This window comes from Streptomyces sp. ML-6 (assembly GCF_030116705.1).
Classification (GTDB): domain Bacteria; phylum Actinomycetota; class Actinomycetes; order Streptomycetales; family Streptomycetaceae; genus Streptomyces.
In genome coordinates this window covers 4,914,056-4,936,790 of the sequence record NZ_JAOTIK010000001.1, presented here as the reverse complement: position 1 = coordinate 4,936,790, position 22,735 = coordinate 4,914,056, and the positions used below count along the sequence as shown (strand labels likewise).

Here is a 22,735-nt window from a genome sequence, read left to right as displayed (position 1 = left end):
GGCCGCCGGTCGCGAAGGCAGTGATCAGGCAGTGGAAGCGGAAGAAACGCTGGTCGCAGCGGTCTGCTCGAAGAGCCACTCGGACTTCAGCTCGGCGTATCCGGGCTTGATCACCTCGTTGATCATCGCCAGACGTTCATCGAAAGGAATGAATGCCGACTTCATCGCATTGACGGTGAACCACTGCATGTCGTCGAGTGTGTATCCGAAGGTTTCGGTCAGCTTCTCGAATTCCTTGCTCATGCTCGTACCGCTCATCAACCGGTTGTCCGTGTTGACGGTGGCCCGGAAATGCAGCTTCCGCAGCAGCCCGATGGGGTGCTCGGCGTACGAGGCGGCGGCACCGGTCTGCAGGTTGGAGGTCGGGCACAGCTCCAGCGGGATGCGCTTGTCCCGCACGTAGGAGGCGAGCCGGCCGAGCTTCACGCCGTCGTCGGTGACCTCGATGTCGTCGATGATGCGGACACCGTGACCGAGCCGGTCCGCGCCGCACCACTGGAGGGCCTGCCAGATCGACGGCAGGCCGAACGCCTCGCCGGCGTGGATGGTGAAGTGGTTGTTCTCGCGCTTGAGGTACTCGAAGGCGTCGAGGTGGCGGGTGGGCGGGAAGCCCGCCTCCGCGCCCGCGATGTCGAAGCCGACGACGCCCTGGTCGCGGTAGCCGTTGGCGAGCTCGGCGATCTCCAGGGAGCGGGCGGCGTGCCGCATCGCGGTCAGGAGCGCGCCCATCCGGATGCGGTTGCCGTCCTCGCGGGCCCTGCGCTCCCCCTCGCGGAAGCCCTCGTTGACCGCCTCGACGACCTCTTCGAGGCTCAGCCCGGCCTCCAGGTGCTGCTCGGGGGCGTACCGCACCTCGGCGTAGACGACCCCGTCCGCGGCGAGGTCCTCGGCGCACTCGGCGGCCACCCGGAACAGCGCCTCACGGGTCTGCATGACGGCGCAGGTGTGGGCGAACGTCTCCAGGTAGCGCTCCAGCGACCCGGAGTCGGCCGCCTCGCGGAACCAGATGCCGAGCTTGTCGGGCTCGGTCTCGGGAAGTCCGTCGTAGCCGCTCGCGCGGGCGAGGTCGACGATCGTTCCCGGGCGCAGACCACCGTCGAGATGGTCGTGGAGAAGGACCTTGGGGGCACGCCGGATCTGATCCTGGCCGGGCGTGTGAAGGGTCGGGCTCATCATCTGCGCACTCTAGCCCCTACGCGCGTAGATGTCGCTTGTCGATACGTAACAGTGACCGCGAATACGGGTGGAGTACACCCGCCCTTCTGACACTGTTCTGCCATGGCACAGCGCGCACTCCCCCTGCCTGCTGCGAGGCTGGGACGGGCCGTCAGGACGGCCGGAGCACCAACAGCGGTCAGCGGCGTGGTTCTGCTGCTCCCGGACGGCGAGGCCGACTCGTACCGCCGGCCCTCCCCCGTCTCCTACGCACTCCAACTCCCCCTGGCCCGATCCCTGGCCCGCGCGGGCCGCGAGGACGGCCTCGTCACGCACGTGGTGCGTTACCGCTGCCACGGCTGGAACGCGACGGCCGCCCACCTCGCGGCGGACGCCGAGTGGGCGGCGGACGAGGTCGTACGACGGTACGGCGACGTCCCCGTCTGCCTGGCCGGCCACGGCATGGGCGGCCGAGCGGCCCTCCGGGCGGGCGGCCACCCGGCGGTCAACTCCGTCCTCGCGATGGCCCCCTGGCTGCCGGAGGACGAAACCGACCACCCCGAACCGGTGAAGCACCTGCTCGGCCGCCAGGTCCTCCTCGTCCACGGCACCAACGACGCCCGCACGGACCCCGAACTCTCCTTCCGCCTGGCCGAACGCGCCAAGAAGACCAACCGCGACACCTGCCGCTTCGAGGTCCACTCGGACGGCCACTCCCTCCGCCAGCACCGCTCCGAAGTCTCGGCCCTGGCAACCGACTTCATCCGCGGCTCCCTCTTCGGCCACCCCTACGCCCGCCCGGTCGCCGACGCTTTGGCGGCCCCACCGCCACTGGGGCTGCGGATGCCGTTGGCGGCGGGGTTCGGGAAGTCCTTGCGAAACTGACTGAGGGATTTGGGGAGTTGAGGAGCTGAGCAAATGATTCAGGATGACCGCACCGCGCGGAGGCCGCCCGACCACTCGAGCGGGACCACCCTTATCGCCGTTATGCCGGAATCTGCGAAAGTGGGCAAAATCGGCACTCGGGCGCGGTAACGTCGCAGGTCATGGACTATGGTCCCCGCGCGTGCGGGGGTGGTCCCCGTTCCCGCACCGGGACTTCCCTTCCGGAATGGTCCCCGCGCGTGCGGGGGTGGTCCCGACATCCCCTCGGCCGTCACCGCCGCCGTGGCGTGGCCCCCGCGCGCGAGTCCGTAACGGCAAGGTGCCCCCGGCCGTCGCTGCGGCGGCCTCGTTCAGTCCGGCAGCAGGTGTCCCCGGCGGGACAGGAGGAAGCGTTTGAAGGCGGCCACCGGTGGGGTGTCGGGGTGGCCGTCGAGCCAGGCGACGCCGATTTCGCGGGCGGCTCTCGGGGCCGTGACCGTCAGTTCGACGACTCCGGGGCGGGCCACCGCCGGAGGGGGGAGAAGGGCCACGCCCAGGCCGGCGGCCACCAGGCCGCGGAGGGTTTCCGCCTCCTCGCCCTCGAAGGCCACCCGGGGGGTGAAGCCCGCCTCGGCGCACAGGTCGTCGGTGATCCGGCGCAGGCCGTAGCCCGGTTCCAGGGTGACGAACTTTTCGTCGGCGGCCTCCGCGAGGCGGATCCGGCGGCGGCCGGCGAGGCGGTGGTCGTCGGGGACGACGAGGCGCAGGCGCTGTTCGTCCAGGCGGCGGGCGACCAGGTCGGGGGCGTCCGGGACCGGTGAGGTGAGGCAGAGGTCGAGGCCGCCGGCCCGGAGGCGTTCGAGCATTGCCTCGCCGTAGTTCTGCACGAGCTGGAAGCGGACCCGGGGGTGGTCGGCGCGGAAGGCGCGGATGAGGGCGGGGACGGTCTCCGAGCCCATGGTGTGCAGGAAACCGAAGGCGACCTTGCCGGTGGCCGGGTCGGCGTCGGCCCGGACCGAGTCGGCGGCCTTCTCCACCTCGGCCAGGGCCCGCTCGGCGGAGCCGAGGAAGGTGCGGCCCGCCGGGGTGAGCGAGACCGTGCGGCCCTTGCGGGCGAACAGGGCGACGCCCAGGTCCTGTTCGAGCCTGACCATCGCCCGCGACAGCGTCGACTGCGGGACGCCGAGTTCCTGCGCGGCGCGCGTGACGTGTTCGTGGCGGGCCACCGCCGCGAAGTGGGCCAGGCGCGGTGCGAGCACGGCGCGGATGTCTTCTTCGTAACTACCCGGTGACAGCCGAGGCCGTGAGCTGTGTTCATGCACCATGGGATTGATTATCGCCGTTTTGTGCATTGGACGCATGAAATGGAGAGGTCTACTTTCGAAACATGCCTCCTGCCAGTACCGGGGCGTCCACGCTCGTCGTGGCCGCCTCGTCCCAGCCGTCCCCCGCCGCCGCCACCGCCGCGCCCGCCGCGCCCGCCGCGACGGATCGTCTCGAACCCGGCCGCCCCGGCTACCGCCGGATGAGCTTCGCGCTCTTCGCCGCAGGCGTCGCGACCTTCGCGCTCCTCTACTCCACCCAGGCCCTGCTGCCCGCCGTCTCCGCCTCCTTCGGCGCCACGGCCGGCCAGGCCAGCTGGACGGTCTCCGCCGCGACGGGTGCGCTGGCCCTGTGCGTACTGCCACTGAGCGCGCTCTCCGAGCGGTTCGGGCGGCGGCAGATGATGACCGCGTCGCTGACGGTCGCCGTACTGGTCGGGCTGCTCGTGCCCTTCGCCCCCTCGCTGGGCTGGCTGATCGCGCTGCGCGCCGTCCAGGGCGCGGCACTGGCCGGACTGCCCGCCTCCGCGATGGCGTACCTGGCGGAGGAGGTACGGCCGAAGGCGCTGGTCGCCGCGATCGGACTGTTCGTGGCCGGCAACAGCATCGGCGGCATGAGCGGCCGCATCGTCACCGGCTGGATCGCCCAGCTGTGGGGCTGGCGGGCGGCGCTCGGCGCGGTCGGGCTGATGGCCCTGGCCTGCGCGGTGATCTTCCACTTCATGATCCCCCGGGCCCGGCACTTCACCCCCGGGACGCTGAACCCGAAGGCCCTCGCCAGGACCGTGGGCGGCCACCTCGCCGACCCGCTGCTGCGCCGACTGTACGCGATCGGCGCACTGTTCATGACGGTGTTCGGCGCGGTCTACACGGTGATCGGCTACCGCCTGGTGGAGGCGCCGTTCAACCTCCCGCAGGGTGTCGTCGGCTCGATCTTCCTGGTCTACCTCGTCGGTACGGTCTCCTCCGCCGCGGCCGGCAAGCTGGTCGCCCGGCTCGGCCGCCGGGGGGCGCTGTACCTGGCCGTCTCCACCACCGCCGCCGGGCTGCTCCTCTCCCTCGCCGACCGGCTGGCCGCCGTGCTCCTCGGCCTGGTCCTGATCACGGCGGGCTTCTTCGCCGGGCACGCGGTCGCCTCCTCGTCCGTGAGCCGTACGGCGACCAAGGGCCGCGCCCAGGCGTCGGCGCTCTACCAGTCCGCGTACTACCTGGGCTCCAGCGCGGGCGGCACGCTCGGCGCGGTCGCCTTCCACGCGGGCGGCTGGGCCGGGACCGTGGCGCTGGGGCTGTTCGCGGTGCTCGGCGTCGTGTCGATCACGCTGTACGGCTCGCGGGCCGCCCGCGCCGAACGGCTCCGGACCTCGCCGGTGACAGCCGTACGGGCCTGAATCCCCGGCCCACCCTCCTGCACTCCCGCCCTCCCGCCCTCCCGCACTCGCCCGGGTACCGGATCCGGTACCCGTACGGAACTGAGACATACGGCGCACAACCATCGGCTCCCCGGCGCGCGTCCAACAGGTGGAAGCACCTCACGGCGCGCGAAGGGGAGTCGGCGTAATGGGAGTCACGGGGAACATACGGGGAGTACGGCTGCGGCGCGGCATCGCGCTGACGGTCGCGGGGCTGGCCTCGGTGCCCGCCCTGGTCATCGGTACCGGCGGGTCGGCGCAGGCGGCGTCCTGCACGAAGTCCACCGGGCCGTACCAGAAGCAGGTCGAGAAGTACCTCCACCGGCCGGTCGACGGCAAGCAGTCGTCCGCCGACTGCAAGGCGATCCGGTCGTTCCAGAGCACGTACGGCGTCACCCCCACCATCGGGTACGCGGGGCCGGTCACCTGGCGCACGATGAAGACGCTCACCGCCCAGAAGGCGGCCGGAAAGAACCCGAACAAGGACAAGAAGTGCCCCACCAACAAGGGGCGCATCGCCTGCGTCGACCTGACCCGGCAGCTGAGCTGGATCCAGGACGGCAGCAAGCTGAAGTTCGGCCCCGTGCCGGTGCGGACCGGGCGCAACGGGTACGAGACCCGCACCGGGTCCAAGAAGATCTACTGGCGGAACATCGACCACGTCTCGTCGATCTACCACGTGGCCATGCCGTACGCGCAGTTCTTCGACGGCGGGCAGGCGTTCCACTCGGTGGGCGTGAAGATGTGGAACCCGCCGGGGTCGCACGGCTGCGTCAACATGCGGCCCGCCGACGCGAAGTCGTACTGGAAGTTGCTGCGGAACGGCGACGACGTCCACGTGTACGGGCGCAAGCCCGGCACCTGATCCGGCCCGCCCCGCCGACCGGACCTCGGCCCCGGGCCCTTCCCCGGGCCCTTCCTCAGGCCCGGACCGAGCCCGGCCGGGGCCCGCTCGGAGTCCGGTCGGAAGTCGGCCGGAACTCGTCCCCGAACGCGACTGGAACACGGCTGCGGCAAGGGCGGCTTCGGTACTTTCCGCCCCTGTTGTCAGTGGCCTGCTGTAGCTTCCGGAGTGCCGAAGTGGGCGGTGTCACAGCGCAACAGGGGTGGAGCGATGAGTGATCTGACGGCGACGACGGACATCGACAGCCGTCTGGAGGGGCACCGGGTCGAGCTGACCGGCTACTGCTACCGGATGCTCGGCTCGGCCTTCGAGGCGGAGGACGCCGTGCAGGACACGCTGGTGCGTGCCTGGCGGAACTTCGAGAAGTTCGAGGGGCGTTCCTCGCTGCGGTCCTGGCTGTACCGCATCGCCACCAACGTCTGTCTGGACATGCTGAAAGCGGGCAGCAAGCGGGCCCGTCCCGTCGACCTGACGGGGCCGACGCCGCTCGCCCGGGCAGCGCTCAACCCGCTGCCGGAGAACACCTGGCTGGAGCCGATGCCGGACGGCCGCATCCTGCCGACGGTGGCCGACCCGGCGGAGGCCGCCGTGGCGCGGGAGTCGGTGCGGCTGGCGTTCGTCGCCGCGCTCCAGCACCTGCCGCCCAAGCAGCGGGCCGTGCTGATCCTGCGCGAGGTGCTGGCCTGGAAGGCGAGCGAGGTCGCCGAGCTGCTGGACACCTCGGTGGCCTCCGTCAACAGCGCCCTCCAGCGGGCCCGGGCCACCCTCACGGAGCAGGAGGGGAAGACCGCGGACACCGCGAATCCGCTCGACGAGGAGCAGCGCAAGCTCCTGGAGCGGTACGTGGCGGCCTTCGAGGGCTACGACATGGCGGCGCTGACCGCGCTGCTCCACGAGGACGCGGTGATGACCATGCCGCCGTTCGACCTCTGGCTCCAGGGGCACGACGACATCACCGGCTTCATGCTCTCCATCGGCGCGGGCTGCGCGGGCTCCCGCCTGGTGCCGACGTCCGCCAACGGCACCCCGGCGTTCGCCCACTACAAGCCGAATCCGGAAGGCCCCGGGTTCGTGCCGTGGGCGGTGCAGGTCATCGACATCTCGGAGGGCTCCATCACCGGGATGCACTGCTTCCTGGACACGCCGCGCTGGTTCCCGCTCTTCGGGCTGCCGGACCACCTCGACGGCGACGCGGCGGTGTGAGGCCGGGCCGGTGAGACGCGGAATACGGAACGGGCTGGTGGCCGGCTGGGTGGTGCTGGCGGCCGGTGGCTGGGGGGTGAGCCGGTGGATGGGCGAGCCCTCCGCCACCGGCGGCCCGGCCCCGGTGACGCCGCCGTCCTCCGGGGCGGAGCCGGGGCCGCAGCCCGAGTCCGCCTGCGGGGACTTCGTGGCGGCGCCGCCGGGCCCCAGCGCCTCCCCGAACTCGTCCGCCGCACTGACGAAGGTCGCGGCCGACGGGAAGGCCTCCGTCGGTGTGAGGGTCTGCGACTCGGCCCGGTCCGTGCCGTCCGGCGGCGAGGGGGACTGAACGGGACGGGTACGAAGCCTGGCGATCAGGGGCCAGTCGAGCAGGGGCGGGGTGGGCAGGGAAGGGGTGGCGAACCGGGATTTGGCAAGGTGGCAAAGGGGGATTCGGCGGGTGGGACCGGGCGCGGGGTCGTCAGCCCGCGGTCTCCGCCGCGCCCGTCCCGCGGTTCGCGTCCCGCGCGCCCCTTGCGTCAGTTGCGCCCGCATCGCTCGTCACGTCCATCACCTCGGCCAGTCCCACCAGGTCCAGCAGGTTCCGCAGTTCCGGGGACGCGTTGCGCAGCCGTAGCCTTCGGCCGCCCGTCCGGCGTGCGACGAGCACCAGTCGCGCCACCGCCTCGACCAGGGCCAGGTCCGCCCGTACGACCCCGCCCACGTCGCAGTCCACCCCGGCGTCCGGGTCGCGGGCGGCGCCGTCGGGGCCGTGCAGCAGCGCCTCCAGCTCGGCACAGAGTCCCGGCACCGCGTCCCTGGTGACGCGGCCGGTGACGACGAAAACGATCGGGGTCATGGCTTCCACATCAGGGGAGACCGACGCGGCGGCCGAAACTCATCGTTGCCCGGTCCGGTACTTCTCCTCGGCCGTCTGCGGCCGGCCCGGGCCATTCCGCGTCGCCCCCTGACCGTCCCGGGCCATTCCGCGTCGCCCCCTGACCGTCCCAGGCCGTTCCGCGTGGCTCCGGACCGGTGATCTTCGGTCAACTCCGTTGGCCTGTGCGCCTTCTGTGAACCCGTCTGCCCCATTCCCCCTCTAGGTACGTGAACCGGCCGGCACCGGCGTCGCCGTCGTGCCGACTGACCAGTGGCCCTCGGGGCCGCCTGATTCTCCAGGGGGAGAGTTGCGCAGACACGTGAAAAACGCGTGTGTTTCGACCGTCGCCATGGCAGCCGCCGTGGCGCTCGCGGCCGGGATGACCAGCCCGGCCGTCGCCCAGTCCGACACCACCCGGCCCACCGGCACCAAGTCCCCGGCCCAGCACCGGCTGACGCTGATCACCGGTGACCTCGTCACGGTGGACGCCAAGGGCCGGGTCATCGGCTTCCGCGCCGCGAAGGGACGCGAGCACATACCCGTGCAGCGCCGGGTGCACGACGGGCACACCCTGCTCGTCCCGGCCGACGCACACCGGCTGATCAGCTCCGGGAAGCTGGACCGCCGGCTGTTCGACATCACCGAGCTGAGCCGGGCGGAGAACCGCCGGGCCCAGAAGTCGGGCCTGAAGCTGATCGTCTCCTACCGGGGCGCGAAGGCCGCCACCGCGAAGGCCGAGGTCCACGACGCCGGTTCCACCCGGGTCGCCCGGACCCTGAAGACGCTGAACGCCGAGTCGGTGGTCACCCCGCAGCGCGACGCCGGGGACATCTGGCAGGCGCTGACCAGCAAGACCTCCCGCGGCGGCCGGCTCACCACCGCCGCCGGGATCGACCGGGTCTGGCTGGACGGCGTGCGCAGGGCGAGCCTCGACAAGAGCGTCCCGCAGATCGGCACCCCGGCCGCGTGGAAGGCCGGTTACACCGGGAAGGGCGTCAAGATCGCCGTCCTGGACACCGGAGTGGACGCCACCCACCCCGACCTCAAGGGCCAGATCCTCGCCACGAAGAACTTCACCTCCTCCCCCGACGCCAAGGACCGGGTCGGCCACGGCACCCACGTCTCGTCGATCGCGGCCGGTACGGGCGCCAAGTCGGGCGGCAAGTTCAAGGGCGTGGCCCCGGACGCCAAGCTCCTGGAGGGCAAGGTCCTCGACGACGACGGCTTCGGCGACGACTCCGGCATCCTGGCCGGGATCGAGTGGGCGGTCGCGCAGGGCGCCGACATCGTCAACCTGAGCCTCGGCGGCAGCGACACCCCCGAGATCGACCCGCTGGAGGCGGCGGTCAACAAGCTGTCGGCCGACAAGGGCGTCCTGTTCGCCATCGCGGCGGGCAACGAGGGCCCCGACGCCGGCACCGTCGGTTCCCCCGGCAGTGCGGACGCCGCGCTGACCGTCGGCGCCGTCGACGACAAGGACGCCCTGGCGGAGTTCTCCAGCCGCGGCCCGCGCCTGGGCGACAGCGCGATCAAGCCCGACGTCACCGCCCCCGGCGTGGACATCACGGCCGCCGCCGCCCCCGGTTCCGCCATCGACCAGGAGGTCGGGCAGAACCCGCCGGGCTACCTGACGATCTCCGGCACGTCGATGGCGACCCCGCACGTCGCGGGCGCCGCCGCGCTCCTCAAGCAGCAGCATCCGGAGTGGAAGTACGCCGAGCTCAAGGGCGCGCTCACCGCCTCGACAAAGCCGGGCGCGTACACCCCGTTCGAGCAGGGCACGGGCCGGATCTCCGTCGACCGGGCGATCGCCCAGACCGTCGTCGCCGAGCCGGCCTCGCTGAGCTTCGGCCTCCAGCAGTGGCCGCACACCGACGACACCCCGGTCACCAAGCAGGTGACGTACCGCAACCTCGGCACCAGTGACGTCACCCTCGACCTCGCGGTCACCGCGACCGGCCCGAAGGGCAAGCCCGCCCCGGCCGGCTTCTTCACCCTCGGCGCCGACAAGGTCACCGTCCCCGCGGGCGGCACCGCCGACGTGCCGCTGACCGTGAACACCAAGCTCGGCGGCACCGCCGACGGCGTCTACTCCGCGTACGTCGTCGGGACCGGCGGCGGCCAGAGCATCCGCACGGCGGCCGCAGTCGAGCGCGAGGTCGAGTCGTACGACGTCACCGTCAAGAGCATCGGGCGCGACGGCAAGCCGGCCGAGTTCGCCGAGACCGACCTCTTCGGCCTCTCGGGCACGGCGCTCGACCAGTGGTTCTCCCCGACGAGCACCGACGGTACGGCAAAGATCCGGGTCCCCAAGGGCCGTTACGCGCTGAACGAGACCGTCACCGTCGACCCCGAGGACTACTCCAAGGGCGCCGACTGGCTGGCCCATCCGAAGCTGGACGTCACCAAGAACCTCACCGTGACGCTCGACGCGCGCAAGGCCAAGCCGGTGAACATCACCGTGCCCGCCGCCGGGGCGAAGTCCCTGCTGGCCGCGCCCGACCTCCAGTTCACGACCAAGGACACCAGCTACTCCTACGGCTGGCTCCTCGACACGTACAAGAACTTCCGCACCGCGCACTTCGGCCCGAAGGTGACCGACGGCTCGCTCTCCCAGCAGTGGCTCGGCAGCTGGTCCAAGGGTGCCTCCACCCGGTACGACATCATGGCCGGCGGCCCGGTGACGCAGGCGGCCACCGGTTTCGAGCGGAAGTACACCACCGGCCAGCTGGCCAAGGTCGGCCTCACCCTCGGCTCGCCCGCCAAGGGCAAGACCGGTGAGGTCGCCGCGTGGGCCACGCTGCCCGGCTCGAGCGGCGGCTGGACGAACTGGACCCTCCACAAGATCCCCGGCAACGTCACCGCCTACGTCTCCACCGCCGACAAGGTGAAGTGGGGCTTCGACTTCGGCCAGAACGGCGAACTCGACGAGGACGGCTACCCGGTGGTCGAGGCGCAGTACTCCCTCGGCGCCCCGCAGCCCCTCAAGGCGGGCAAGTCCTACACGAAGAAGGTCAACACCGCGGTGTTCGGCCCCGCGGTCACCTCCGAGTACGGCATCATCCGCGACGGCAACGACCTCGTCGGCATGCTGCCGCTGGTGACCGACGGACAGGGCAACCTCGGTGGTTCCGCCTACAGTTCGGCCAAGACGGTCCTGTACCGCAACGGCAAGAAGTTCGCCCGGAACGAGGACCCGCTGACGGGTGGCACCCCCTTCGCCGTGCCGTCCGGCGCCGCCGACTACCGGCTGACGACCTCGATGCGGCGCAGCGCGGCGCTCTCCCCGGTCTCCACCCGGATCGACGCGAGCTGGACCTTCCGCTCCAAGCGGACCTCGGGTCCGACCATGCTGCCGGTCTCCACGGTGCGGTTCACGCCCAACGTCACCGCGGACAGCCGGGTCACGGCCGGCCGGACCGCTTCCGTGCCCGTGACGGTGCAGGGCGCCGCCGCCGGCAAGAACCTCAAGTCGCTGACGGTGTACGTCAGTTACGACGGCGGCAAGACGTGGAAGAAGTCCGCCGTGAAGAAGGGCAAGCTCTCCGTGAAGAACCCGGCGAAGGGGAAGTCCATCTCCTACCGGGCCGATGTCACGGACAAGAAGGGCAACAAGTCGTCGGTGTCGATCTACCACGCCTACTTCGGCAAGTGACCGGCCCCGGGCGGTGAGCCGACAGGCCCCCGCCCGCGCACGACCCCGCCCGACCGCGCATAACAGCGCATGACCACGCATGACAGCGGCCCGCCGGGACGGATTCCTCCGCCCCGGCGGGCCGTTCGCCTTCCCGGCAGCACTTGTCAGCTCACCGGGAACACCCCGGTGTCCAGGACGAGCCCGAACGGCTCGGGCAGCGTCAGCTTCTCCCCGTACTCGACCGTGTCCAGCACCCGGTAGGTGCCGCCTTCCGGCTCCCCGTACAGCGTGGCGGTGGGGCGGCCCGAGTGCCACGGGTCGAGCAGCAGGAACAGCTCCACCCCTGCCTTCGCGTAGCCGCGCACCTTGCCGATGCGGTCTTGGTTGGCGTTGGTCTTCGAGGTGATCTCGACGACGAGGCGGGCTTCTTCGGCGGGGAGGCGGTTGCCCGGTCCGATCACCACGGTGTCCGGCACGACGACCAAGTCCGGGATGTAGAGCCCGGCCCGGCCCGGTACCGAGAGACCGAGGGTCTGGAAGATTTCCCAGTCCTCCGGAATGACGCGGTACAGCCTGCGCTGGAGGCGCGCCGCGGTGAGATTGTGGTCCTTGGACGGCGGTGGCGACACGGTGACGATCCCCTCGATGATCTCCACCTTGCAGCCCTCGGGTGCGTCCGTCTCCTCCCAGATCCGGACGAGGTCGTCCCATTCCCGGCCGTGGCCCGGAGCGGGATCGACGGTGAGTGCGCTCATGGCGGTCTCCTCTTATCGGTGCGTCACCGAGTCCAGCATGCCGAACGGGACCGGCGGTGGTCCACCGGTCCCGTTCACCCGTACGGGAAAACCGCAGGTCAGGCGATGCGTTCCCGCACCACGGGGGTGGCGGTGAAGGCCGTGCCCGCCGGGGCGATGTCGTACGCGTCGGGCAGGGCCTTCAGCGCGTAGTCGAACTTCTCCGGGGTGTCGGTGTGCAGCGTCAGCAGCGGCCGGCCGGCCGTGACCGTGTCGCCCGGCTTGGCGTGCAGTTCGACGCCCGCGCCCGCCTGCACCGGGTCCTCCTTGCGGGCCCGGCCCGCGCCCAGGCGCCAGGCGGCGACGCCGATGTCGTAGGCGTCCAGGCGGGTCAGCACGCCGGTGGACGGAGCCGTGACCACGTGCTGCTCGCGGGCGACCGGGAGCGGCGCGTCCGGGTCGCCGCCCTGGGCGGAGATCATGCGGCGCCAGACGTCCATCGCGGAGCCGTCGGCGAGGGCCTTCTCCGGGTCGGCGTCCTTGAGGCCGGCCGCGTCCAGCATCTCGCGGGCCAGGGCGAGAGTGAGGTCGACGACGTCCTTCGGACCGCCGCCGGCCAGCACCTCGACGGACTCGCGCACCTCCAGGGCGTTGCCCGCGGTCAGGCCGAGCGGGGTGGCCATGTCGGTGAGCAGGGCGACCGTGCGCACACCGCTGTCGGTGCCCAGCGCGACCATGGTGGAGGCCAGTTCGCGGGCGTCCTCGATGGTCTTCATGAAGGCGCCGGAGCCGACCTTGACGTCCAGGACGAGCGCGCCGGTGCCCTCGGCGATCTTCTTGGACATGATGGAGCTGGCGATCAGCGGGATGGCCTCGACGGTGCCGGTGACGTCGCGGAGCGCGTACAGCTTCTTGTCGGCGGGGGCCAGGCCGTCACCGGCGGCGCAGATGACCGCGCCGGTGGTGTCCAGGACGTTCAGCATCTCCTCGTTGGACAGGTGCGCGCGCCAGCCGGGGATGGACTCCAGCTTGTCCAGCGTGCCGCCGGTGTGGCCGAGGCCCCGGCCGCTGAGCTGCGGCACAGCGGCGCCGCAGGCGGCGACCAGCGGGGCGAGCGGCAGGGTGATCTTGTCGCCGACGCCGCCGGTGGAGTGCTTGTCGGTGGTGGGCCGGGAGAGCGAGGCGAAGTCCATCCGCTCGCCGGAGGCGATCATCGCGGCGGTCCAGCGGGCGATCTCGGTGCGGTTCATTCCGTTCAGCAGGATCGCCATGGCCAGCGCGGACATCTGCTCGTCGGCGACCTCACCGCGGGTGTACGCGTCGATGACCCAGTCGATCTGTTCGGGGGTCAGCTCGCCTCGGTCCCGCTTGGTGCGGATGACGGAGATGGCGTCCATGTCCTGGGAGTCCTTCCGGCCGGTACGTGCGTGTGCGTGTGCGTGCGTACGGTACGCGAGAGTCCCGGATGACTCTACGCGCATAGAGGGTGGGGAGGGGAGTGGCCCTCCCGACGGGCGGGAGGGCCACGGTGGTCGCGGTGACCTCGGGGCCGTGATGGCCCGGGGCGCGGTGGGCGCGGTGGGCGCGGTGCGGATGTCCGCCGCCGCCCCGGGTGTCCCGGTTACTTCAGGTGCCCCGGGCCGAACGCCTGCGGCAGCATCTCGTCGAGCGTGCGCAGCCCGTCCGGCGTCTCCAGGACCAGTTCCGGCCCGCCGAACTCGTACAGCAGCTGCCGGCACCTGCCGCACGGCACCAGGATCTCGCCGGCCCCGTCCACGCAGGTGAAGTGGGTCAGCCGGCCGCCGCCGGTGGCGTGCAGTTCGGAGACCAGGCCGCACTCGGCGCACAGCCCGAGCCCGTACGAGGCGTTCTCGACGTTGCAGCCGGAGACGGTGCGGCCGTCGTCGACCCGGGCCGCGGCGCCGACGGGGTAGTGCGAGTACGGCACGTACGCACGCGTCATGGCGGCCCGTGCGGCACCGCGCAGCACCGTCCAGTCGACCTCCGCGGCGGCCGTCACTTGCCCTGGCCCTTCCGGTAGACGAGACCGTCCGCCTTGGGCATGCGCAGCCGTTGCGCGGAGAGTGAGAGGACGAGCAGCGTGGTGACGTAGGGGGCGGCGTCGACGAACTGGCTCGGTACCTGGTCGGTCAGCGCGTACCAGGTGAAGAGCAGCCCGGAGACCGCTGCCGAGACCACCGCCGCCACGTACTTCTTCCGGTACAGCTGCCAGATCAGCACGGCCACCAGCAGGATCGCGAGCAGCAGGAGCATCGCGTGCACGTTCTCGGCACCGCCGCGCAGCTTGAGGCTGTCGGTGAAGCCGAACAGGCCCGCGCCGAGCGCCATTCCGCCCGGCATCCAGTTGCCGAAGATCATCGCGGCGAGACCGATGTAGCCGCGTCCGCCGGTCTGGCTCTCCTGGTAGATGCCGGTGGAGACGATCGCCAGGAAGGCTCCGCCGAGTCCGGCGAGACCGCCGGAGACGACGACGGCGATGTACTTGTACTTGTAGACGTTGACGCCGAGCGACTCGGCGGCGACCGGGCTCTCGCCGCAGGAACGCAGCCGCAGCCCGAACGACGTGCGCCACAGCACCCACCAGGTGCCGGGGATCAGCAGCAGCGCGACGACGGTCAGCCAGGAGAGGTTGGTGACCAGGCCACCGAGGACCCCGGCGATGTCGGAGACGAGGAACCAGTGCTTCTGCTGGATGTCCAGGAGCCAGTCCGACAGTCCGGGGATGGTGATGCGGTCGATCGCGTCGATCCGCGGGGACTGCTTGGAGGAGCCGCCCTCGACGCCGTCGAAGGCGTAGTTGGAGAGGTAGCGGGTGGCGCCGACCGCGAGGATGTTGATGGCCACACCGGAGACGATGTGGTTCACCCCGAAGGTGACGGTGATGATCGCGTGCAGCAGGCCGCCGAGGGCGCCGCCGATGATGCCGAACAGGACGCCCACCCACGGGCCCCACTGGAACCCGGCCCAGGCACCGAACCAGGTGCCCAGGATCATCATGCCTTCGAGACCGATGTTGACGACGCCCGCGCGCTCGGCCCACAGGCCGCCGAGTCCGGCGAGGCCGATCGGGACCGCCAGTTCGAGTGCGCCCGCGACCTGTCCGACGGACGTCACGTCGTTGGCGCCGCTGATCAGGCGGACGAGCGAGACCAGTGCGAGACCGCCCGCGATGATCAGCAGGACGACGGGCAGGGTGAGCTTGCGGCGGCCGCCGCCCTTCTTGGGGGCGACGCTCGCGGCGGAAACCTGGGTTGCGCTCACAGTGCGGCCTCCTTCTCGGTCTTGAGGGCATGGCCGGCGGCGAGTTCCTCGCCGACCTTCTGCTGCTGGCGGCGGGTTCCGTAACGGCGCACGAGTTCGTAGCTGACGACGACCGAGATCACGATCAGCCCCTGCATGATCGTGGCGATCTCCTTCTCGTACCCGAACTGGTCGAGCGAGGCGGACGCCTTGTCCAGGAAGGCGATCAGCAGGGCGCTGAAGGCGATGCCGACCGGGTTGTTCCGGCCGAGCAGGGCGATGGTGATGCCGGTGAAGCCGATCCCGGTCGGGAAGTCGAGGCTGTAGGTGTGCGCGTCGCCCAGGAGCGTCGGCATGCCCGCGAGACCGGCGACGGCGCCGGAGATCAGCATCGAGGTGAGGATCATCTTCTTGGCGTCCACGCCGGAGGCCTGGGCGGCGCTCTCGCTCTCGCCCGTGGCCCGCAGGTCGAAGCCGAAGCGGGTGCGGTTCAGGACGAACCAGTAGATGACGCCGCAGGCGGCCGCGACGAAGGTGAATCCGTAGATCTCCCCCGCCTCCGCGCCCATGGACAGGCCGGGGAACCAGGCGGACTCCGGGAGGTCACCGGTGGTCAGGTTGTTGGAGCCGGCCGGCTGCACACCGAAGTTCTTCGGCAGGATCAGCCAGGCGATCAGCGCGGTCGCGATGGAGTTGAGCATGATCGTCGAGACGACCTCGCTCACTCCCCGGGTGGTCTTGAGGAAGCCGGCGATGCCCGCCCAGAAGGCGCCGACCAGCATCGCGACGATCACGATCAGCGCGATCTGCAGCGGTCCGGGCAGGTCGACGCTCGCGCCGACCAGCGCGGCCATCATCGCGGCGAGCCGGTACTGGCCGTCGACACCGATGTTGAAGAGGTTCATCCGGAAGCCGATGGCGACCGCGAGGGCGGCGAGGTAGTACGTACCGGCCTGGTTGATGATCAGCACCTGCACGTCGACGTACGCCGCCGAGTCGAGCATCAGCTGGTACGGCTCGAACGGGTTCTTGCCCGAGGCGAGCAGCACCACGGTGGTGAGCACGAAGGCGACGACCAGGGCGAGAACGGGGCCGGCGAAGCCCAGGATCAGCCGGTCCTTGTCGAATTTCTTCATCGGTCCTCGTCCTCCGGTGCTGCCTCGAGATGACCGGTGGCGGCGCCGGTCATGGCCGAGCCCAGTTCCTCCGGGGTGATGGTGCCGGGGTCGGCGTCGGCGACCAGCCGACCGCGGTACATGACGCGCAGGGTGTCGGAGAGCCCGATCAGCTCGTCCAGGTCCGCCGAGATGAGCAGGACGGCGAGGCCCTCCCGGCGCGCCTCCCGGATCTGGTCCCAGATCTGCGCCTGCGCGCCGACGTCCACGCCGCGGGTGGGGTGGGCGGCGATCAGGAGCTTCGGGTCGTGGCTCATCTCCCGGCCGACGATCAGCTTCTGCTGGTTGCCGCCGGAGAGGGAGGCCGCGGTGACCTCGATGCCGGGGGTGCGGACGTCGTACTCGCGCACGATCCGCTCGGTGTCGGCGCGGGCCGCCTTGATGTCCAGCATTCCGTGCCGGCTGTTGGGCCGTTCCGTGACGTGGCCGAGGATACGGTTCTCCCAGAGGGGCGCCTCCAGCAGCATGCCGTGCCGGTGGCGGTCCTCGGGGATGTAGCCGATGCCGCTCTCGCGCCGCTTGCGGGTGGGGATGTGGGAGATGTCCTCGCCGTCGAGGGTGATCACCCCGCCGTCGGGGTTCCGCATGCCGATCAGGGCCTCGATCAGCTCGGTCTGGCCGTTGCCCTCCACCCCGGCGATGCCCAGGACCTCGCCCTTGTGGATGGTGAGGTCGATGCCGGCCAGCACGTCGCGCACCGCGCCGTCCGGGTCGGTCACGGTGAGCGCGAGGTCCTCGACGCGCAGCATCGGAACGTCCGTCACCGTGGACTCACGGGTCTCGGGGGAGGGCAGTTCGCTGCCGACCATCAGCTCGGCGAGCTGCTTGGTGGTGGTGGTGGCCGGGTCGGCGGTGCCGACCGTCGTGCCGCGGCGGATCACCGTGATGTCGTCGGCGACCGACAGGACCTCGCCCAGCTTGTGCGAGATGAAGATGACGGTCAGGCCCTCGGCCTTGAGCTCGCGCAGGTTGTCGAAGAGCGCGTCGACCTCCTGGGGCACGAGCACGGCGGTCGGCTCGTCCAGGATCAGGATGCGCGCGCCGCGGTAGAGGACCTTGAGGATCTCCACCCGCTGGCGGTCGGCGACCCCGAGGTCCTCGACGAGGGCGTCGGGCCGGACCCCCAGACCGTACGCGTCCGAGATCTCCAGGATCTTCTTGCGGGCTGCGGAGCCGATGCCGTGCAGCTTCTCACCGCCGAGGACCACGTTCTCCAGGACGGTGAAGTTGTCGGCGAGCATGAAGTGCTGGTGCACCATGCCGATGCCGCAGCCGATGGCATCGGCCGGACTGCCGAACGTCACCTCGGTCCCGTCGACCGTGATGGTGCCCTCGTCCGGCTTCTGCATGCCGTAGAGGATCTTCATCAGGGTGGACTTGCCGGCACCGTTCTCACCGACGAGGGCGTGGACCGTGCCCTTGCGGATGGTGATGTCGATGTCCCGGTTGGCGACGACGCCGGGGAAGCGTTTGGTGATGCCGTGCAGTTCTACGGCAGGGGGGCTGGACGCGTTGATGACGCACTCTCCTTGGCCGGACAGGAGCGGGGCGGAGGGGCAGGGGCGGGGTGAAGTTATCGCGCCGGAGGGCTGTCTACACGCGTAGCGCTGCCGAATCGTAAGACGCCTGTGCTCAACACGGCGAAAGACCGGGGTCATGCCTCTGTGCTGGGAAGACGCCGTGACGGGCGGAACTTCTTCGGAACTTCCCGCGGGACTTCCTGCATGGCTTCTCGCAGGACTTCCCACAGGACTTCTTCGGGGCTGCTCAGGATTTCTCAGGACTGCTCAGGGCTGCTCAGGACTTCTTCGAAACACCCCCTGAGCCCGGAGCGGCGGTGTGCGCGCTCCGGGCCCGGGGAAGCAGCCGTTACGGCAGGTGCCGTTACGGGGTGGTCTTGACGGTGACCTTGCCGTCGATGATGTCCTTCTTCGCCTTGTCCACGGCGGCGATGACGTCGGTCATCTTGGTGAAGGCCGGGTTGGAGTCGGCCAGGCCGACGCCGTCCTTGTCCAGGCCGTAGCGGACCTCGCCGGACTGCGGCTTGCCGTCCTTGACCGACTTGATCAGGTTGTAGACGGAGTCCGCGACGTCCTTGGTGACCGAGGTGAGGATCTGGTCCTTGTAGGCGGCCAGGCCCTTCTGGTTGTACTGGTCGGAGTCGACGCCGATGGCCCACTTGCCCGCCTTGGCGGTGGCCTCGATGGAGCCGGAGCCGGCCAGACCGGCCGCCGCGTAGACGACGTCGGCCTTCTTGTCGAGCTGCCCCTGAGCGGCGGCCTTGCCGAGGTCGGGCTTGGAGAAGCCGTCGAAGTTCGGCGGCTGGGTCAGGTACTGCGACAGGACCTTCACCGACGAGTCGGTGTCCTTGACGCCCTGCTCGAAGCCGGCCTGGAACTTCTTGATCAGCGGGGTCTCCACACCGCCGATGAAGCCGACCGTCTTGGACTTGGTCACCTTGGCCGCCGCGACACCGGCGAGGTAGGAGCCCTGCTCCTCGTTGAAGACCATGTTGGCGATGTTCTTGCCGGTCACCGAGGCGTCGTCGATGATGCCGAAGGTGGTCTTCGGGAACTTCTCCGCGACCTTCTTGATGGCGGGCGCGTACGCGAAGCCGACGCCGATCACCGGGTTGTTGCCGGCGCGGGCCAGCGTGGTGAGGCGCTGCACCTTGTCGGCGTCCGCCTCGCCGTCCGACGGCTCGGCCTCGGTGCCCTTGAAGCCGAGTTCCTTCTCGGCCTTGGACAGACCGGCGTAGGCGGCGTCGTTGAACGACTGGTCGCCGCGACCGCCGACGTCGTACGCGATGGCCGCCTTGGCTTCCTTGGAGTCGGAACCAGCATCCGACGACGTCTTACTGCCACAGGCCGTGGCGCTGAGTGCGAGCGCCGCGGACGCGAGGCCCACGGTGGCAATCCGGGTGATCCGGCGCAAGGGAAGGCTCCTTCAAACCTGACCGAAGCGCCTCTTCCGGCGCTGGTTTCGCGGCGATCGTAACGCGCGTAGATGTCAGATAAAGCCCCGTACGGAAGCCGTTATCGGATCGTCGCGAACGGGAGGTGACCGACCCGGTTACGGGTGGTTGCCATCGGTCGACACGGAGACAGCGAACGGCCCGGGGACACGGTACCCGCCGCGCGGCAGGGCCTGTTCGGGCGGTCGGGAAACGGGGCGGGGGCCGCAGTGATTCCGCCCCGTTTCCCGACCGTTTCCACCGTTCCCGCCGTTACCACCGTTCCTGATCGGTCGCCGTTCCCGCCGCTGCCGTCCGGTCGCCGTTCCCGTCCGGTTACCACTCTCCCCCGGTCGCCGTTTCCGTCCGGTCGCCGCTGCCGTTCCGGTCGCCGTTCCCGGTCAGTCGCCGCGGCCGTCCAGGAGTGCCGAGGCGGTGAAGAGTTCGACGGCCACCGTGATCGCCTCCTCGTCCGCGTCGAAGTCGCCGCGGTGCAGGTCGAGGCGGGCGGTGTCGCCGGGGGTGCGGACGCCGAGGCGGGCCATGGCGCCGGGGACGTGCTCCAGGTACCAGGAGAAGTCCTCGCCGCCGAGGCTCTGCTCGGTGCTCTCGATCGACTGCGGTCCGCGGCGGGCGGTCATCGCCCCGGCGAGCAGGTCGATCATGGCGGCGTCGTTCACGACGGGCGGGACGCCCCGGATGTAGTTGATCACCGTCTTGGCGCCGTGCAGCCCGGCCACCTCGTCGATCGCGGCGTGCACCAGGTCCGGCGCCTCCCGCCAGGCCGCCAGGTCCAGGCAGCGGACGGTGCCCGACAGCTCGGCGTGCTGCGGGATCACGTTGCAGGCGTGGCCGGTCTCCAGCCGCCCCCAGGTGACGGCGAGACCCGAGCGGGCGTCGACCCGGCGGGCCAGCAGCGCGGGCACCTCGGTGGCCACCTTGGCGGCGGCGGTGACCAGGTCGGTGGTCAGGTGCGGGCGGGCGGTGTGGCCGCCCGGCCCGTCGAGGGAGACCTCCAGGCGGTCGCAGGCCGAGGTGATCGCCCCGACCCGCAGGCCGATCCGGCCCACGTCCACCTTCGGGTCGCAGTGCACCCCGATGATCCGCCCGACACCCTCCAGCGCCCCGGACAGGATCGTCTCGGGCGCCCCGCCGGGCAGCACCTCCTCGGCCGGCTGGAAGATCAGCCGCACCGGGTTCGGGAGCAGCCCCCGCCGGTCGAGGTCGGCGAGCACGAGGCCGGCACCGAGGACCGCGGTGGTGTGGACGTCGTGCCCGCAGGCGTGGGCCCGGTCGGGGACGGTGGAACGGTACGGGACGCCGCTCTTGGTGTCCGGAATGGGCAGGGCGTCGATGTCGGCGCGCAGGGCGAGGACGGGCGGGGTGGACTCGTCCCGCGTACCCACGTCACAGATGAGTCCGGTTCCGGTGGAGAGCACCCGGGGCCGCAGACCGGCCTTCTCCAGCCGGGCCTTGATGGCCGCGGTGGTGCGGAACTCCTGGTTGCCGAGCTCGGGGTGCATGTGCAGATCGCGCCGGAAGGCGATCAGTTCGGCACGCAGGTCCTCGGGCAGGGTGCCGGGAAGCCGTTCGTCGTGAGGCGTCGGCTCGGCGTCGGAATCGCGGGACATCAACTGGTTCACCTGGCGAAGGGTACGGCCCTTCCCCCTTCAACTGACCATGAAACAAGAAAAGTTCAGCCACATAGACGAACAAAAGATGGTGTGACGGCGAGTGATGTGGCCGACGGACGGGTAAGCTGCCCCGCCATTTCGAGGATACGGCTCACGGGAGCAGGGCGTTCCGGCACGTCCGCCGGGGTCGCGGCCCCCACCGGGAGCCCGGCACCGACCGAACACCCGGGCGACACACCGACCGGGACGCCCCCGCCAGGATCGACCGAAAACCACCGCTTCCCGCTCACAGCGTTTGGTGACCACCGGAACGGGGCGGCGCCCCACCTGGCGCGAAGCCGTGGCCCCCGGAACCGTCGGAGGACGTCGGAACGGTCAGGAATCCGCCACTCCCCCGGCCCGGTCGGCGCCCGCCGTCCTTGCCCCCTTTGGCTCGGCGACGGGCGGTGGGATCTTTTCCGTACGGCCGCCTCGCCAGGGGGGAGAGGGTACGGCCCGCATCTCGGGGGACGCCGCATGCTGCGTATTCACTTCACCTCCGAAGACCTGACCCGTATCCGGATCGCGAGAACGCCCGACCCGCTGTGGGAGACCGCCTTCAGCCTCCACCGGCTCCAGAGCACCCCGGGCCGCTGGGCCTTCGCCGAGTGGCACCGCACCGCCCGGCTGAAACTGATCGGTACGCCGCTCGGCATCGCCGTCCGCAAGATCCTGTTCCAGGTGGTGCCCAGGGCCCGCTACTTCCCGGACTTCCTCACCCCGCCCGAGGCCGAAGAAGGACTGGACGCCGGCTGCACGGCGATCCTCGACACCCCGCCGGACCGGGTCCGGCGGGAGCTGGAGACCCTCGACAAGGTCGTCGGGGCTCCCGCCTGGGCGGCCCGGCTGGCGGAGCGGCGGGCGCGGGAGGAGCTGGTGAGCACCCTGCGCGCGTACCACTCCGCCGTGATCGCCCCGCACCACGACCGCATCCTGGCAAGGATCGACGGCGAACGGGCGCTGCTCGGCCGCTCCGTCCTCGACGAGGGCCTGGACGGGCTGCTGGCCGGGCTGAAGCCGGGCATGCACTGGCGGCCCCCGGTGCTGGAGGTCGACTACGCGGAGGACCGCGACATGCACCTGGACGGCCGCGGGCTGCGCCTGGTCCCCTCGTACTTCTGCTGGCACCGGGCGGTCGCCTTCGCCGACCCGGCGCTCGAACCGACCCTGCTGTACCCGCTGCACCGCGACAGGGCCCCCGAGCCCGAACCTCCCGGCGCCGCCTCGCTCGGCGCGCTGCTCGGCCGGACCCGCGCCGCCGCCCTGCGCACCGCCCGTCTGGGCGCCACCACCTCGGAGCCGGCCCGCGCGCTGGGCGTCTCCCCGGCCACCGCCACCCACCACACCTCCGTACTGCGCGAGGCGGGGCTGATCAGCAGCCACCGGTACGCGAACACGGTCCTGCACACGGTGACCCCGATCGGTGCGGCACTGCTGCGGACACCCCGCTGAGCCCGGACCCGCACTGGCCCGCCCCCCGCCACGAGTCACCCGGACCGCCTCCGGGCTGCGTCTTTGGAGCGGCGTCGAATGTCCTGTCGGGGGCGCGCCCGTCCGCGTCATCGTGGTCCCACGACAACGGGCCG

Annotated in this window: 18 protein-coding genes; 7 read left to right on the top strand and 11 right to left on the bottom strand. The window is 70.9% G+C overall.

Going from position 1 to position 22,735, the window contains the following annotated elements:
- Positions 1–24: 24 nt before the first annotated feature.
- Positions 25–1,176: an adenosine deaminase gene (locus OCT49_RS22115; RefSeq protein WP_283853569.1), complete on the bottom strand. Its 1,152-nt coding sequence runs from the start codon at positions 1,174–1,176 to the stop codon at positions 25–27.
- A gap of 102 nt (positions 1,177–1,278) precedes the next feature.
- Here OCT49_RS22115 and OCT49_RS22110 point away from each other — a divergent pair, with 102 nt between their 5' ends.
- Complete coding sequence (locus OCT49_RS22110) at positions 1,279–2,040, top strand: alpha/beta fold hydrolase (protein ID WP_283853568.1); 762 nt, start codon at positions 1,279–1,281, stop codon at positions 2,038–2,040.
- Between the two features lie 350 nt (positions 2,041–2,390).
- Here the strand turns inward: OCT49_RS22110 and OCT49_RS22105 are convergent, their stop codons facing one another.
- A complete protein-coding gene (locus OCT49_RS22105) occupies positions 2,391–3,344 on the bottom strand; it encodes a LysR family transcriptional regulator (RefSeq protein ID WP_283853567.1) in 954 nt (317 codons plus the stop codon).
- A 62-nt stretch (positions 3,345–3,406) separates the two neighbouring features.
- Here OCT49_RS22105 and OCT49_RS22100 point away from each other — a divergent pair, with 62 nt between their 5' ends.
- The 4 genes from OCT49_RS22100 to OCT49_RS22085 all read left to right on the top strand — a co-directional run bounded on the left by OCT49_RS22100 (position 3,407) and on the right by OCT49_RS22085 (position 7,185).
- Entirely contained in the window at positions 3,407–4,729 is a 1,323-nt protein-coding gene (locus OCT49_RS22100) for an MFS transporter (protein ID WP_283853566.1), read from the top strand.
- 169 nt (positions 4,730–4,898) lie between these two features.
- Positions 4,899–5,615 (top strand): L,D-transpeptidase family protein, encoded by a 717-nt coding sequence (locus tag OCT49_RS22095; protein ID WP_283853565.1) that lies wholly within the window; start codon positions 4,899–4,901, stop codon positions 5,613–5,615.
- A 249-nt stretch (positions 5,616–5,864) separates the two neighbouring features.
- Complete coding sequence (locus OCT49_RS22090) at positions 5,865–6,857, top strand: sigma-70 family RNA polymerase sigma factor (protein ID WP_283853564.1); 993 nt, start codon at positions 5,865–5,867, stop codon at positions 6,855–6,857.
- Positions 6,858–6,867: 10 nt separating this feature from the next.
- The gene (locus tag OCT49_RS22085) at positions 6,868–7,185 is read left to right on the top strand and encodes a hypothetical protein (RefSeq protein ID WP_283853563.1); all 318 of its coding nucleotides are present in this window, start codon (positions 6,868–6,870) and stop codon (positions 7,183–7,185) included.
- Between the two features lie 132 nt (positions 7,186–7,317).
- On the opposite strand, the gene OCT49_RS22080 is transcribed toward OCT49_RS22085, so the two are convergent.
- The gene (locus OCT49_RS22080) at positions 7,318–7,695 is read right to left on the bottom strand and encodes an STAS domain-containing protein (RefSeq protein ID WP_283853562.1); all 378 of its coding nucleotides are present in this window, start codon (positions 7,693–7,695) and stop codon (positions 7,318–7,320) included.
- A gap of 370 nt (positions 7,696–8,065) precedes the next feature.
- Here OCT49_RS22080 and OCT49_RS22075 point away from each other — a divergent pair, with 370 nt between their 5' ends.
- On the top strand, positions 8,066–11,371 hold the full coding sequence (locus OCT49_RS22075) for a S8 family peptidase (RefSeq protein ID WP_283853561.1): 3,306 nt from the start codon (positions 8,066–8,068) through the stop codon (positions 11,369–11,371).
- A gap of 146 nt (positions 11,372–11,517) precedes the next feature.
- On the opposite strand, the gene OCT49_RS22070 is transcribed toward OCT49_RS22075, so the two are convergent.
- The 8 genes from OCT49_RS22070 to OCT49_RS22035 all read right to left on the bottom strand — a co-directional run bounded on the left by OCT49_RS22070 (position 11,518) and on the right by OCT49_RS22035 (position 21,107).
- Complete coding sequence (locus OCT49_RS22070) at positions 11,518–12,108, bottom strand: Uma2 family endonuclease (protein ID WP_283853560.1); 591 nt, start codon at positions 12,106–12,108, stop codon at positions 11,518–11,520.
- A 98-nt stretch (positions 12,109–12,206) separates the two neighbouring features.
- Positions 12,207–13,484: a thymidine phosphorylase gene (locus OCT49_RS22065; RefSeq protein ID WP_283853559.1), complete on the bottom strand. Its 1,278-nt coding sequence runs from the start codon at positions 13,482–13,484 to the stop codon at positions 12,207–12,209.
- Positions 13,485–13,708: 224 nt separating this feature from the next.
- A complete protein-coding gene (locus OCT49_RS22060; protein WP_283853558.1) occupies positions 13,709–14,107 on the bottom strand; it encodes a cytidine deaminase in 399 nt (132 codons plus the stop codon).
- Positions 14,104–15,369, bottom strand: coding sequence for an ABC transporter permease (locus tag OCT49_RS22055; protein WP_283853557.1), 1,266 nt, complete (start codon positions 15,367–15,369; stop codon positions 14,104–14,106). The genes OCT49_RS22060 and OCT49_RS22055 overlap by 4 nt, the downstream gene beginning before the upstream one ends.
- Complete coding sequence (locus OCT49_RS22050; RefSeq protein ID WP_283853556.1) at positions 15,366–16,484, bottom strand: ABC transporter permease; 1,119 nt, start codon at positions 16,482–16,484, stop codon at positions 15,366–15,368. Before OCT49_RS22050 ends, OCT49_RS22055 begins: the two co-directional genes overlap by 4 nt.
- The gene (locus OCT49_RS22045; protein WP_283855899.1) at positions 16,481–18,064 is read right to left on the bottom strand and encodes an ABC transporter ATP-binding protein; all 1,584 of its coding nucleotides are present in this window, start codon (positions 18,062–18,064) and stop codon (positions 16,481–16,483) included. Before OCT49_RS22045 ends, OCT49_RS22050 begins: the two co-directional genes overlap by 4 nt.
- 343 nt (positions 18,065–18,407) lie before the next feature.
- The gene (locus tag OCT49_RS22040) at positions 18,408–19,457 is read right to left on the bottom strand and encodes a BMP family lipoprotein (protein WP_283853555.1); all 1,050 of its coding nucleotides are present in this window, start codon (positions 19,455–19,457) and stop codon (positions 18,408–18,410) included.
- Between the two features lie 420 nt (positions 19,458–19,877).
- Positions 19,878–21,107: an amidohydrolase gene (locus tag OCT49_RS22035; protein ID WP_283855898.1), complete on the bottom strand. Its 1,230-nt coding sequence runs from the start codon at positions 21,105–21,107 to the stop codon at positions 19,878–19,880.
- 519 nt (positions 21,108–21,626) lie between these two features.
- Here OCT49_RS22035 and OCT49_RS22030 point away from each other — a divergent pair.
- The gene (locus OCT49_RS22030) at positions 21,627–22,601 is read left to right on the top strand and encodes an ArsR/SmtB family transcription factor (protein ID WP_283853554.1); all 975 of its coding nucleotides are present in this window, start codon (positions 21,627–21,629) and stop codon (positions 22,599–22,601) included.
- The last annotated feature ends 134 nt before the right edge of the window (positions 22,602–22,735 follow it).

Bases quoted from the DNA above. Each gene is read 5' to 3' on its own strand.
- OCT49_RS22075 (WP_283853561.1), top strand. From the start codon at position 8,066: ATGGCAGCCGCCGTGGCGCTCGCGGCCGGGATGACCAGCCCGGCCGTC.
- OCT49_RS22110 (WP_283853568.1), top strand. From the start codon at position 1,279: ATGGCACAGCGCGCACTCCCCCTGCCTGCTGCGAGGCTGGGACGGGCC.
- OCT49_RS22105 (WP_283853567.1), bottom strand. From the start codon at position 3,344: ATGGTGCATGAACACAGCTCACGGCCTCGGCTGTCACCGGGTAGTTAC.
- OCT49_RS22115 (WP_283853569.1), bottom strand. From the start codon at position 1,176: ATGATGAGCCCGACCCTTCACACGCCCGGCCAGGATCAGATCCGGCGT.
- OCT49_RS22080 (WP_283853562.1), bottom strand. From the start codon at position 7,695: ATGACCCCGATCGTTTTCGTCGTCACCGGCCGCGTCACCAGGGACGCG.
- OCT49_RS22050 (WP_283853556.1), bottom strand. From the start codon at position 16,484: ATGAAGAAATTCGACAAGGACCGGCTGATCCTGGGCTTCGCCGGCCCC.
- OCT49_RS22095 (WP_283853565.1), top strand. From the start codon at position 4,899: ATGGGAGTCACGGGGAACATACGGGGAGTACGGCTGCGGCGCGGCATC.
- OCT49_RS22065 (WP_283853559.1), bottom strand. From the start codon at position 13,484: ATGGACGCCATCTCCGTCATCCGCACCAAGCGGGACCGAGGCGAGCTG.
- OCT49_RS22100 (WP_283853566.1), top strand. From the start codon at position 3,407: ATGCCTCCTGCCAGTACCGGGGCGTCCACGCTCGTCGTGGCCGCCTCG.
- OCT49_RS22070 (WP_283853560.1), bottom strand. From the start codon at position 12,108: ATGAGCGCACTCACCGTCGATCCCGCTCCGGGCCACGGCCGGGAATGG.
- OCT49_RS22035 (WP_283855898.1), bottom strand. From the start codon at position 21,107: ATGTCCCGCGATTCCGACGCCGAGCCGACGCCTCACGACGAACGGCTT.
- OCT49_RS22090 (WP_283853564.1), top strand. From the start codon at position 5,865: ATGAGTGATCTGACGGCGACGACGGACATCGACAGCCGTCTGGAGGGG.
- OCT49_RS22030 (WP_283853554.1), top strand. From the start codon at position 21,627: ATGCTGCGTATTCACTTCACCTCCGAAGACCTGACCCGTATCCGGATC.